The following is a 12,541-nucleotide window of genomic DNA, read 5'->3' on the forward strand; positions in this document are numbered from 1 at the left end:
CTCGTTTAGTCGCGAAAGGGTGGCAGCTCCANNTTACNNGNAGTTTCACCATGTTCAAAGTCACACCAAACCCGCCGGACACCGATCCGGTTTCCCCATACGAATCTGATTCAAAGAAGCTCAACGAGGCCGCCGAGCGAGCTCTCGACTTCCACTTCCCGTCGAATGCCGACATCAAAGCCACCCCGCGAACACGCAGTACCCTGTTTTCCGTAGACCCTGAGGCCACGACCGAAACCCTGGCAGTTTACTTGGTCGAGACGCTGGCCTCGGTCGATGTGATGGTGCACCAGTTGGTGGATCATCTGGAGGGTGAGTCGCGTTATGCGCTTTTGGGTATTTCCAACAGCATCATGATGGCGGAGATCACGGCGAACCGGGTGCTGGATAAGATTGATCTGCCCAAGTAGGTGCGGTTTGCCGGGGTGGTAATCAACTTCGTTTGCCGTCTTAACGTGCTATTGAGGAGTAGGCTAGTCGAGTCGGCAGGTTGCGCTAGTGTGCTCCTGAGTGAGTCGACCAATGGATGGCGCCGGGCTGAAGTACCATAGCGAATTGTTGTATTCAGCAACCTTTGTCGAGTTCACCAATCCATGCCTGCGGCACTTTCCCGTTTCACCTCATTGCTCGACCAGGCCCGACGCGCCTTGCTCCTGGTCTGGGGCACCTCTCGCGGGCTGTTTCTCGGCCTGGTCCTCGCCACCCTGATCGCCGGTGTCCTACCGGCCCTGGCCGCCTGGCTGGGCCAACGTATTGTCGATGCGGTCGTCGCGGCCATGCAATTGCACGCGCAGCAGGGCAGTGCGCCGTTGTGGCCGGTGGTGCGTTACGTGTTGCTCGAGGCGGGCGTGCTCGCGTTGCTGTCCGGGACGCAGCGGGCGCTGTCGGTTCAGCAGTCGCTGTTGCGGGTGCAGTTGGGGCAGAAGGTCAACACGATGATTCTGGAGAAGGCCCAGACGTTGTCGCTGGTGCAGTTCGAGAATTCCGAGTTTTACGACAAGTTGGTGCGTGTGCGGCGCGAAGCGTCGACGCGGCCCTTGGCGTTGGTAATGAAGTCGTTGGGGCTGGTCCAGAACCTGATCGTGTTGATCAGCTTCGGCGTGTTGCTGGTGCATTTTTCGCCGTGGGCGCTGGTGTTGCTGGTGGTCGGTGCGTTGCCGGTGTTTTTCGCCGAAGCGCATTTTTCCGGGGATGCGTTCCGGTTATTCACGCGACGGGCGCCGGAAAGTCGGCAGCAGAATTACATCGAGACGCTGCTCTCCCACGAGGGCTACATCAAAGAGGTCAAGCTGTTCGGCTTCGCGCCGCTGCTGTTGAAGCGTTATCGCGAGACGTTTGCCCGTCTCTATGCCGAAGACCGGCGACTGACCCTGCGCCGCGATGGCTGGGGATTTGTTCTGGGGTTGCTCGGCACTGGCGCGTTTTACCTGGCTTATGCCTGGGTGGTGGTCGATACCGTCCACGGCCAGATCAGCCTCGGGCAGATGACCATGTACCTGGTGCTGTTCAAGCAGGGGCAGACGGCGGTGAGCAGCAGTTTGAGTGCCATCAGCGGTCTCTATGAGGATGGTTTGTACCTGTCGAGCCTCTACGAATACCTCGCCGAGCCGGTGGTGGCCGATGCCGGGCATCTCACGGTGGGCGCGGTGCCCGGCGATGGTTTGCGATTCGAGAACGTTGGTTTTCGTTATCCGGGTGCGAGTCGCGCGGCCCTTGAAGGCATCGACTTGCACCTGGTGCCGGGGCGCAGCCTGGCGCTGGTGGGGGAGAACGGTTCGGGCAAGACCACGCTGATCAAGTTGCTGACCCGTCTGTATCGGCCCGATCACGGGCGCATCCTGCTGGACGGCAGCGATTTGCAGACGTGGGAAGAAGACGCGCTACGCCGGCGCATTGGCGTGATTTTTCAGGATTACATCCGCTATCAGTTCTCTGTCGGCGAGAACATCGGCGTCGGCGACACGCTGGCGTTCAACGATGAACAACGCTGGAAGGAAGCGGCCACCGAAGGCATGGCCGCGCCGTTTATCGAGGGGCTGGATCGAGGCTATGCCACGCAACTGGGCCGCTGGTTTGCCGGCGGCCAGGAGTTGTCCGGGGGGCAGTGGCAGAAGATCGCCTTGTCCCGCGCTTACATGCGCCGTAACGCCGACATCCTGATTCTGGACGAGCCGACTTCGGCACTCGACCCGGCGGCGGAAGCGGCGGTGTTCGAGCATTTCAGCCAACACACCGAAGGCCGCATGACGTTGCTGATCTCGCATCGGTTTTCCAGCGTGCGCAACGCCGACCACATCATCGTGCTGGATCAGGGGGCGATCCTTGAGCGTGGCGATCACGACAGTCTGGTGGCGGCGGGCGGGCGCTATGCGCAGCTGTTCAACCTGCAAGCCCAGGGTTACCGCTAGGCCCGGCGATCTGCGGTGGTTTTGCCTTCATCAGGCCTTCGAGCGCCTGGCGGTATTGGCTGCCACCCCGGCTCATGCTGTTGTTGTGCGTGCCGCCGGGGATCAACAGCAGACGCTTGGGTTCGCTGGCGGCATTGAACAGCTGCTGGCTGAACCGCGAGGGCATGAACGGGTCGGCCAGGCCATGCACCACCAGCAGCGGCATGTCGATGTCGACGATCTTGTCGATGGAATCAAATTTCTGCGACAGCAGCCAGCGCACCGGCAACCATTTCACCGGCAGGTTGCTGTCGGCCACTTGCGCCACGGCATCGCCCAGTGAGGTGAACGTGGACTCGATCACCAGACCGCGCGCCGGTATCGCGCTGTGGTCCTTTTTCGCCTGCGCCGCCAGGTCTGCCGCGAGGTCGATGGCCACCGCGCCGCCCAGGGAATGGCCGTAGATCAGGCGCTTGTTGGCGTCCGGTTGCATCGCCTTGAAGCGCTCCCAGGCAACCCGGGCGTCCTCGTAGACACTGGCTTCCGACGGCAGATCCCCCTTGCTCTGGCCGAAGCCGCGGTAATCGATGGCCAGCACCGAATACCCCATCGCCCGCAACTGCTCGATACGGAACGCCTGGCCGGTCAGGTTCCAGCGCACACCGTGCAAATACAGGATCGACGGCGCATCGCGACGCGCGGCCGGCCACCACCAGGCATGCAGGTTTTGCCCGGCCTTGAAGCTGGCGGGCTTGATATCGAATTCCTGGACGTCTGTTGGCAAACCGCGATACCAGCCGGCGGTGCCCGGCTCGATGCGGAACAGCAGTTCGCGTTCCTTGTATTTGAGGACGCCGCAACCCACGGGCAAGCCGACCACCAGCGCGACCATGCACAGCCAGGGCAGCCAACGTCGGCTTATGCGGCTCATCAGGTTTGAAAACATGCAGGAGGCCCAGAGGATGAAAAGGAAAGTTCGGGTTTTAACAGATGCGTGGGGGAGGTGGGGATAAATTCGACAGTCGTGTGAATGGCTGGCTTGGACGGTGACTGTTCTGGCCTCATCGCGGGCAAGCCCGCTCCCACAGGGTACGCATTCCATTGTGGGAGCGGGCTTGCCCGCGATGAGGCCATTACAGACCACACATCTCCAAAGCCATGCGCAAAGCCATTCGTCTTTGCTTCAAACCCCACTCAACAAAAAAGATTGAATAATCACACAAAATGTTATTTAAATAACAAAACAACAACGTCCAGCATCAGTCTGGCNNGCCGCAACAAGGTGGAATAGCAATGAGCAAGATCGCAGTCATCGGCAGCAATATGGTGGATTTGATTACGTACATCGACCGCATGCCGGGCCAGGGCGAAACCCTGGAAGCACCGGGCTTTGCCCTGGGGTGCGGCGGCAAGGGCGCCAATCAGGCGGTTGCCGCGGCGAAGCTCGGGGCGGATGTGTTGATGTTGAGCAAGGTCGGGGACGACATGTTTGCCGACAACACCCTGGCCAACTTTCAGCACTTTGGTATCGACACCCGTTATGTGCAGCGCGTACCTGGCGTTTCCAGCGGCGTGGCGCCGATTTTTGTCCGGGCCGACTCCCACAACAGCATTTTGATCGTCAAAGGCGCCAACGCGCATCTGGTCCCGGCGGATATCGACGCGGCGGCCCAGGCATTGCGCGAGTGTTCACTGATCGTTCTGCAGCTCGAAATCAATGTCGATACCGTTTACCACGCCATCGAATTCGGCCGCGCGCACGACATTCCAGTCTTGCTCAACCCGGCGCCAGCCTTGTCCGGCCTGAGCCGTGAGCATTTGGCGCACCTGGATTTCCTGGTGCCCAACGAATCCGAGCTGGCGCTGATCACCGGCCAGGTCGTGGACTCCCCGGCGTCAGCGCATAAAGCCGCCCAGTCATTGATCGCCGACGGCATTCGCCACGTCATCGTCACCCTTGGCCAGCAAGGTGCGCTGTATGTGGGCGAGGAGGGCGAGTTCCAGATTCCCGGCCTGTCAGTCGCCGCGCGCGACACCACCGGCGCAGGCGACGCCTTCATCGGTTGCTTCATTCATCACTGGAGCCGCGACCGCGACATCCGCGCCGCCATGACCCAGGCCGTGGCGTATTCCGCCTGCTCGGTCACCGGCCTGGGCACTCAGACGTCCTACCCGGACGCCACGGCATTCGCTGAGTTCCAGCGCCAACTCGGCGCTTGAATTCGAGCTGATTCACCCCTCAACGCTCACCACGGAGAACAACAATGACAAAGCCTCCGCTCCAACAAACCCCCGACGGTTTCTACCTGAACCGCACGCCCTGGTTCGCCTTTATCCTGCTGTGCAGCATCTTTGCGCTGTGGGCAGCCGCCGCGAGCATGAACGACGTGCTGATCGCACACTTCAAGAAAGCGTTTTTGCTCAGTGATTTCCAGACCGCCTTCGTGCAGTCGGCGTTTTACCTGGGCTATTTTTTTGTAGCGATTCCGGCCGCGCTGGTGGTCCGCCGTTTCAGTTACAAGACCACCATCCTCATCGGCCTGATGCTCTACATGTTCGGCTGCCTGCTGTTTTTTCCGGCGGCCTCCACCGCCAAGTACGGCATGTTCCTGCTGGCACTGTTTGTGATTGCCGCCGGCCTGTCGTTCCTGGAAACCGCGTGCAACACCTACTCGACGCTGATGGGCCCACGGGAAACCGGGACGCGACGTTTGAATATCTCGCAGACCTTTCACCCATTCGGCGCGATGGCCGGGGTGTACGTGGGCAGCTTTGTGATGTTCAAGGACTCCGACGCCACCACTGAACAACTGAAGCAAATGAGCGCCTCCGAGGCGGCGGTGCAGCAGTTGCAAATGATCCAGTCCACGTTGCTGCCGTACAAATGGATGATCGCTGTACTGGTGCTGATGTTTATCCTGATCGCCATCACCCGGTTTCCAAAGTGCAAGGGCAATCAACCGAGCAGCACGAAAACCGCCAGCCTCGGCCAGAGCCTGTCGCGACTGTGGCGCAACAAGCGCTTCACCTTTGGTGTGTTGGCGCAGTTTCTGTACGTCGGTGCGCAAGTCGGTGTGTGGAGTTTCACCATTCGCCTGGCGATGCAATTGGGCGGCATGAACGAACGCAGTGCCTCGTGGTTTTTGCTGACCACCTTCGCTGCGTATTTTGTCGGCAAACTGATCGCCAACCTGTTGATGCGCAGGCTGCACCCGGCCAGAGTGTTAGCGATTTACGGCGTGCTGTGCATTGTGCTGCTGGCCTACACGATTCTGGTGCCGAACATTTCGGCGGTGTATGCAGCGGTTGGCGTGAGTATTTTTCTCGGCCCATGCTGGCCGACCATTTACGGCCTGACCATCGATGGCCTGGGTGAAGACACCGGCGTCGGTGGTTCATTGCTGGTGATGAGCATCGTCGGTGGCGGGGTCATCCCCATCTTCCAGGGCCTGTTGTCCGATGCCAGCGGCGGCAACATGCAACTGGCCTACAGCGTACCGTTGCTGTGCTTTATCGTGATCGTGATGTACGCGGTGCGTTGCCTGCGTCATTCCGACAGCGAGCGGGCGCCGGTGGGTGCGGTGGTGACCTCATGAACACACGGATCAACTTGCAGCCGTCGCAGTTCGGTGAGGCGCGAAAAACCTTGCTGGAATCCGCAGCGTTCACGGTCAGTGCCTGGGTCTATCCCAGTGGCGTGCTGGCGCTGGAATTGGCCAACAGCCGCGGTAGCCTGGTGGTGTTGCCGTATCAGGGACAGATGATCTGGTCCGCGGTGTTCGACGGTTGCAACCTGACCATGCGCAACCTGTTCGAGCAGCCCCGGCCGAGCCCGACGGTCATTGATACCTATGGCTGTTTCATGTTTCACAGCGGCCTGCTGCGCAACGGTTGCCCGAGCCCCGAGGACGATCATCCGCTACACGGCGAGATGCCTTGCGCAGCGATGGATCGCGCCTGGCTGGAGGTCGGTGAAGACGGCACTGGCGGCTACCTGCGCCTGGGTGGCGAGTACGAATATGCGCAAGGTTTTGGTGACAGATACCTGGCCACGCCCAGCGTGACCTTGCGCGCTGATTCAGGGTTGTTCGACATCGCCATGCAGGTGACCAATCTGGCCGGCAAGCCNATGGACCTGATGTACATGGCNCACATGAATTACGCCTACGTCGAAGGCGCCCGTTTCATCGAGCCCTTGGGTGTCGAGCGGGTGCGCTTGCGCAGCAGCGTGCCGGCCCACGTCAAACCGACGCCGGCCTGGACTGAATACATGCAGCTGCTGGCGCAAGACCCGGAGCAGTTCACCTGCCTGGATCAGCCACATATCTACGATCCCGAGATCGTGTTTTTCTTCGACGGCGTGCGGGCGGACGACAGCGGTCATGCGCATTTTCTGTTGAGTCATCCAGACGGCGCGGCGTTCTACACCCGCTACCGTCCGGAGCAATTCGACCACGCCGCACGCTGGATCCTGCACAACGCCGATCAGCAAGTGGCGGCGTTCGTGCTGCCGTCCACCTGCGAACCGGAAGGCTATCGCGCCGAGTCTGCCAAGGGCCATGTGCGTTTGTTGGCGGCGGGGGCGACGGCGGATTTTTGCGTCACCACCGGTTACCTGAATGCAGCGGAACAACAGGCCTTGATCAGATGATCAACTGCGCGCCGCTGGCGGCAATCGCGTCGCGGTAGGCCTTGGGGATTTTCTTGTCGCTGACCACGAACTGGAAATCCCCAAGGTTGGCGAAATGCGCGGTGCGCACCGTGTCGAACTTGCTGNAGTCGGCNAGCANCACCCGCTGTTGCGCCTGGCGCAGGACCTTCTGCTTGACCTCCACTTCATTGAAATTGAAGCAGGTCACGCCGAAGTCCTGGCTGATACCTGCCGCAGTCACGAAGGCCCACGTCAGGCGCACGCTGTCGAGAATGCTGGTTTCGCTGGTGTTCTCGAACACCTGGTTCTTGCGATGGAACGTGCCGCCGCAGACCACGATATGGCAGTTGGGTTTTTGCGAGAGTTTGGTCAGCACGTTCAGGGAGTTGCACACGGCGGTGAACTCGAGCTCGTCGGGAATGAAATCGATCACGAAAGGCGAGGTGGTGCCGCAGTCGAAGAAGACCGTGTCACCGGGCTGTATCAANCCGGCAGCGAGTTTGCCGATGCGGCGTTTTTCTTCGACGTGGCGGGTGTCCTGTTCGGCCACGCGGTAATCGCCGGGCTCGTTGCCATCGTGGATTCTGGTGATGTAGCCACCGAGCAGCCGCAGGTGGTCGGTGTACTTGCTGAGGTCGCGGCGCAGGGTCATCTCGGACACGTCCAGCAATGCCGCCATCTCGCGCAGATGAATGGCGTTCTGGTCNTGCAAGGCTTGTTGGATAAGCTTGAGTCGCTCGGCTTTTTTACTGTCCACGAGTATTCCAGGGTTGATTGTTGGTGTTATTTAAGTAACATTATTTGTGAGATTTGTAACGTTTTTGCGCTAATCACCCTCGATTGTGGCGCAGGGGCATTTGAATATACAAACAGGAGTTTTCGCGATGGCACACCTCGAACCCCAAGCGCTGGCGCAGTACATCGATCATACGTTGCTGGCGCCCGATGCTTCCCGCGAGCAAATCGCCACGTTGTGCCGCGAAGCCGCAGAGCACGGCTTCTATTCGGTGTGCGTGAATTCGGGCCAAGTCCCTCATGCGGCTCAGTGCCTTGAGGGGCAACGCGTGAATATCTGCGCGGTGGTCGGCTTCCCGCTGGGCGCCGGCCTGAGCGACACCAAGGCTTTCGAGGCCGAGCGGGCGATTGCCGCCGGTGCCGGGGAAGTGGACATGGTGTTGAACATCGGCTGGCTGAAGGACGGTTTGTTCGATCAGGTGCGCGACGACATCGCCCAGGTGTTGCAGGCGTGCGGCAAGGTGCCGCTGAAAGTCATCCTGGAAAACTGCCTGCTCACCGATGCAGAAAAGGTCAAGGCTTGCGAGATCTGTCGTGAACTGAAGGTCGCGTTCGTCAAGACTTCGACCGGTTTCAGCCGCAGCGGCGCCACCGTGGAAGACGTTGCGCTGATGCGTCGCACCGTCGGCCCCGACATCGGCGTCAAGGCCTCTGGTGGCGTGCGTGATTACCCGACCGCACTGGCGATGATCGAAGCCGGCGCCACGCGACTGGGCACCAGCTCGGGCATCGCGATCATCGGCGGCGCATTGGCGGCCGGCGAGGGTTACTGATCAGTCCACCTGCAACACAATCTTGCCGATGTGATCGCCGNCTTCCATCCGCGCATGGGCCTGGGCGGCGTCGGTGTATTCGTACACTTTGTCGATGATCGGCAGGCATCGTCCGGCGGACAGCACCGGCCACACGTATTCGCGCAGTTGTTCGGCGATTGCGGCCTTTTCGTCNCGGGTGCGCGAGCGCATCAGCGAGCCGGTGATCGTCGCGCGCTTGCCCATGATCGCCATCAGGTCGACATCGTTGGCACGGGCACCGCCGAGGAAGCCGAGCATCACCAAGCGACCTTCCATGCCCAGTGCCGCGATGTTCTGATTCAGGTACGAGCCGCCCATGATGTCGAGGATCACGTTGACGCCTTTGCCGGCGGTTTTTTCCGCAATGACCTGGACGAAATCCTGGTCGCGGTAGTTGATCGCCTCGGCGCCGAGTTTGCGAATCGCCGCGCACTTCTCCTCACTGCCTGCCGTGGCGAAGGCCTTGACGCCGAACTCGCGGCAGAGCAACAGCGCGGTGGTGCCGATGCCGCTGGTGCCGCCGTGAATCAACGCGCGCTGGCCTTTGCTGGCGCCACCCATGTCGAACAGATTGGCCCACACCGTGAAGAAGGTTTCCGGGACGGCCGCTGCATGCACCCAATCCATGCCTTCTGGAATCGGCAGCGTCTGGCTGGCCGGTGCGACGCAATACTGCGCATAACCGCCGCCATTGGTCAGCGCACAGACGTTGTCGCCGACAATGAATTCGCTGACGCCGGTGCCCACGGCCACCACTTCACCGGCCACTTCCAGGCCGGGGATCGGGTTCATGCCGGGTTTCATCGGGTACTTGCCCGCGCGTTGAATCACATCGGGACGGTTGACCCCGGCGGCGTGCACACGGATCAGCACTTCGCCTGCGCCGGCCGTGGGCACCGGTTCCTGGCGCGGCTTCAACACCTCGGGACCACCGGGCTCGGTGATTTCAATCAGGGTCATGGTGTGGGGCAAAGTCATGTCGTAGTCCTGTCGGGAACGTCGTCTGTAAATGGGATCGTTTGAATGTACAAATGATTCAGTCCAAACCACCAATCCCCTGTGGGAGCGAGCTTGCTCGCGATAGCGTCGTGTCAGCCACATTGATGTTGAATCTGCTTAAGTCTTCGCGAGCAAGCTCGCTCCCACAGGGGGTCTGTTCAGCAAACGCATGGCCTGTTCCAGCAACAGCGCAACCACAATCGCGCCCGCTGCAATCACAAACAACAACCCATGCTGACCGCCGCTGGCATTGAACAGTGCCGAATACGCAAACCCTGCAATCGCCTGGAAGGTGGCAAACGACACCGTCGCGCGGCTCCAGGCAATCTGCTGCTGGTGATGGTTCGGCAGCAGTTCGTGCACCCGCGCCAGCGCCAGTGGAACGATGCCCGGCGGGAACGAACCGAGGATCACGGCCAGCACGGCCAGCGCCGTGAACGAGCTGGAAATCGACAGCAGGCCGACGGCAATTGCCTGCACCACCAGCACCAGCCGGATGCTCAATTTCGCACCGAGTTGATCGGCCAGAAAACCGTAACTCACCGGCCCGATGATCGCGCCCAGTCCGTACATCACCCAGATCAGCGCGCCGATGTGCGGCCCGGCGCCGAGACCGCGGGCCACGTAATCCACCAGGAACACCATGGCCGGCACCAGCCCGGCGGCCATGAAGGCGTATTGGGCGAACAACAGGTAAACCCCTGGGTCGGTTGGCGTGGTGGTTTTCTCGGTCGACACTGCAACGGCTTGATGATGCGCCTCTTTCGGCCAGCCGAACCAACTCGTGGCCGTCAGAAGCAGTGACAGAAGACCCAGGCCAAACCAGGTTTGCTGCAAGCCAAGGCTCAGCAGCGGCGGCACAATCGTCCCAGAGCCGGCGATGCCCAGGCCGATGCCGAGGAAAATCGCACCGCTGGCCAGACCTCGGCGGGACGCCGGCACATGGGGCAATACCGTCGCGGCCACCAGCACCATGATCGCGCCACCGGCAACCCCCGACAGCAGGCGCCAGCCGAAGAACCAGCTCACCGACAACGGAAAACCACAGGCGAAAAACGACAAGGTCACGGCCAGCATCATCAGGCGCAACGCCGTTTTGTTCGACGTGCGGTTGGCCAGTGGCCGGCCGATCAGCGCACCGATCAGGTAACCGACGAGGTTGGCGGCGCCGAGGTACACCACGTCGCTGGCGGAAAACCAGTGCGCCTGGATCAATGAGGGAATCAGCGGCGTGTAGGCAAACCGCGCCAGGCCGATGCTGACCAGGCTGGCGCTGAGGCCGGCGAAAATCGGCAGCCAGATCGCGCTGCGCGGGGTGGTCGATGTGCTGTGCATGGGAAAGGTCCTGAGAAGGTTTTACGCTGGCCTCCAGACTATCCCGATCGGTTGATGTAATAACGCAGCGAGTTTGCGCTATGGTGATGCAAATCTGCGTCAACGAGAGAGCCGTATGAATTGGGATGACGCACGGGTGTTTCTGGCGGTGTGCCGAGCGTCGACGCTCCGGGGCGCGGCGCGGGTGCTGGGGGTTGATCAGGCCACGGTCGGCCGACGGATCGCGGCGCTGGAGAAGTCATTGAGTGCAACGCTGTTTCTGCGCACCTCTGAAGGCTATGCGCTGACAGCGCTGGGGGAGGCGGCGCTGACGGCCGTGGAAAAAATGGAGCATTCAGCGTTGGAACTGGAGCGCCGGATTCAAGGGCTCGACGATCGACTGACCGGGCTGGTGCGGGTCAGCACCACCGATTCCCTGGCCATCGATTTTCTGATCCCGGCCATAGCCCACTTGCATGAACAGCACCCCGACGTGCGCGTGCAACTGGACGCTTCCACGCAGATTCTCAGCCTGGCGAAACGCGAAGCCGACATCGCCGTGCGCAACACCCGGCCGGACAACCCGGACCTGATCGCCCGTCGCATCGCACGTTGGCCGGTGGGCTTGTTTGCTTCGCAGGATTACGTGGATGCCCATGGCGTGCCAGCGCCGGGCTCGGCGTTCGAGGGGCATGACCTGGTGGTGTATCAGCCGTATCTGCAAGGCAACAAAGACATGACCCTGGTCTCGGAACCGCTGGGGCGCGGGCGGATTGTGGCCAGTCTGAGTTCCAGTCTGCTGGTGCGCCGATCCATCGCGGCGGGGCTCGGGGTCGGGGAAATTCCGGTGTACATGGGGGAGAGGGACGGGCTGGTCAGGCTGTGGCCGGAGCGCACGCGACCGGTGCCCTATGACGTCTGGCTGGTGACCCACGCGGACTTGCGGCATACCGCCAGGGTTCGGGCGGTCATCGATGAAATTGTCGCGGTGTTTTCCGGTACCGGCGAATAAGTCGCCGCGAGTCGAAGAACCAACACAACCCCTGTGGCGAGGGAGCAAGCTCCCTCGCCACAGGGGTTGTGATCGGTTGGTAAAACCCTGAGAACCAACACAACCCCTGTGGCGAGGGAGCAAGCTCCCTCGCCACAGGGGTTGTGATCGGTTGGTAAAACCCTGAGGGCAAAGGCCCTCAGGTCAGTCACGGTCATGGCATTTCCGGCAGTTCCTGCGGGCGCAGGTCAAACACCAGCACTTCCGCATCCACGCCGTTGCTCAACGTCAGCACCTGTTCATCACGAACCCGCACGCCATCACCTTCTTGCAGCTGCATACCGTTGAGTTCGACGCTGCCACGGGCCACGTGGACATAGGCGTAGCGGTTGGCGGCCAGTTCCAGCGTGGCGCTTTCCTTGCCGTCGATCAGCGCGGCATACACCCGTGCATCCTGACGCACCTTCAGCGAACCCTTGGCCCCGTCGGGGGAGATGATCAGTTGCAGGCGCCCGCGTTTTTTCTGGGTGCTGAAGTGCTCTTGCTGATAACGCGGTTTGGCGCCGCTGACGTCCGGCACGATCCAGATTTGCAGAAAGTGCACGGGCNG

The 12,541-nt window shown here is 61.2% G+C and carries 12 protein-coding genes; 7 read left to right on the top strand and 5 right to left on the bottom strand.

All coding sequences use genetic code 11. The features are described from left to right. The first annotated feature begins 50 nt into the window (after positions 1-50). Positions 51-410, top strand: coding sequence for a DUF6124 family protein (locus B7L09_RS29035; protein ID WP_094471687.1), 360 nt, complete (start codon positions 51-53; stop codon positions 408-410). 183 nt (positions 411-593) lie between these two features. Beyond that, positions 594-2,408 (top strand): ABC transporter ATP-binding protein, encoded by a 1,815-nt coding sequence (locus B7L09_RS29040; protein ID WP_094471677.1) that lies wholly within the window; start codon positions 594-596, stop codon positions 2,406-2,408. Here B7L09_RS29040 and B7L09_RS29045 read toward each other — a convergent pair. Then, entirely contained in the window at positions 2,380-3,333 is a 954-nt protein-coding gene (locus B7L09_RS29045) for an alpha/beta hydrolase (protein ID WP_094471678.1), read from the bottom strand. The genes B7L09_RS29040 and B7L09_RS29045 overlap by 29 nt on opposite strands. A gap of 347 nt (positions 3,334-3,680) precedes the next feature. Between B7L09_RS29045 and rbsK the strand changes: the two genes are divergently transcribed. From rbsK to B7L09_RS29060, 3 genes are read left to right on the top strand one after another with little or no spacing between them, the layout of a single operon-like run. Then, complete coding sequence (rbsK, locus tag B7L09_RS29050) at positions 3,681-4,607, top strand: ribokinase (RefSeq protein WP_094471679.1); 927 nt, start codon at positions 3,681-3,683, stop codon at positions 4,605-4,607. A 44-nt stretch (positions 4,608-4,651) separates the two neighbouring features. Then, entirely contained in the window at positions 4,652-5,983 is a 1,332-nt protein-coding gene (fucP, locus tag B7L09_RS29055; protein ID WP_094471680.1) for an L-fucose:H+ symporter permease, read from the top strand. Next, a complete protein-coding gene (locus tag B7L09_RS29060) occupies positions 5,980-7,038 on the top strand; it encodes an aldose 1-epimerase family protein (protein ID WP_094471681.1) in 1,059 nt (352 codons plus the stop codon). The genes fucP and B7L09_RS29060 overlap by 4 nt, the downstream gene beginning before the upstream one ends. Here B7L09_RS29060 and deoR read toward each other — a convergent pair. Continuing rightward, positions 7,031-7,795, bottom strand: coding sequence for a DNA-binding transcriptional repressor DeoR (gene deoR / locus B7L09_RS29065; RefSeq protein ID WP_094471682.1), 765 nt, complete (start codon positions 7,793-7,795; stop codon positions 7,031-7,033). The genes B7L09_RS29060 and deoR overlap by 8 nt on opposite strands. Positions 7,796-7,922: 127 nt before the next feature. Between deoR and deoC the strand changes: the two genes are divergently transcribed. Continuing rightward, the gene (gene deoC, locus B7L09_RS29070) at positions 7,923-8,606 is read left to right on the top strand and encodes a deoxyribose-phosphate aldolase (RefSeq protein WP_094471683.1); all 684 of its coding nucleotides are present in this window, start codon (positions 7,923-7,925) and stop codon (positions 8,604-8,606) included. On the opposite strand, the gene B7L09_RS29075 is transcribed toward deoC, so the two are convergent. Further along, positions 8,607-9,605 (bottom strand): NAD(P)H-quinone oxidoreductase, encoded by a 999-nt coding sequence (locus B7L09_RS29075; protein ID WP_094471684.1) that lies wholly within the window; start codon positions 9,603-9,605, stop codon positions 8,607-8,609. 138 nt (positions 9,606-9,743) lie between these two features. After that, positions 9,744-10,961, bottom strand: a complete 1,218-nt coding sequence (locus tag B7L09_RS29080) for a YbfB/YjiJ family MFS transporter (RefSeq protein WP_094471685.1) — start codon at positions 10,959-10,961, stop codon at positions 9,744-9,746. A 115-nt stretch (positions 10,962-11,076) separates the two neighbouring features. Here B7L09_RS29080 and B7L09_RS29085 point away from each other — a divergent pair, with 115 nt between their 5' ends. Continuing rightward, the gene (locus tag B7L09_RS29085) at positions 11,077-11,952 is read left to right on the top strand and encodes a LysR family transcriptional regulator (protein WP_094471686.1); all 876 of its coding nucleotides are present in this window, start codon (positions 11,077-11,079) and stop codon (positions 11,950-11,952) included. Positions 11,953-12,145: 193 nt separating this feature from the next. On the opposite strand, the gene B7L09_RS29090 is transcribed toward B7L09_RS29085, so the two are convergent. After that, positions 12,146-12,541 (bottom strand): pirin family protein (locus tag B7L09_RS29090; protein ID WP_176457790.1); only part of this gene is annotated, 396 nt, incomplete at its 5' end.

This window comes from Pseudomonas mandelii (assembly GCF_002251635.1).
Lineage (GTDB): Bacteria > Pseudomonadota > Gammaproteobacteria > Pseudomonadales > Pseudomonadaceae > Aquipseudomonas > Aquipseudomonas mandelii_B.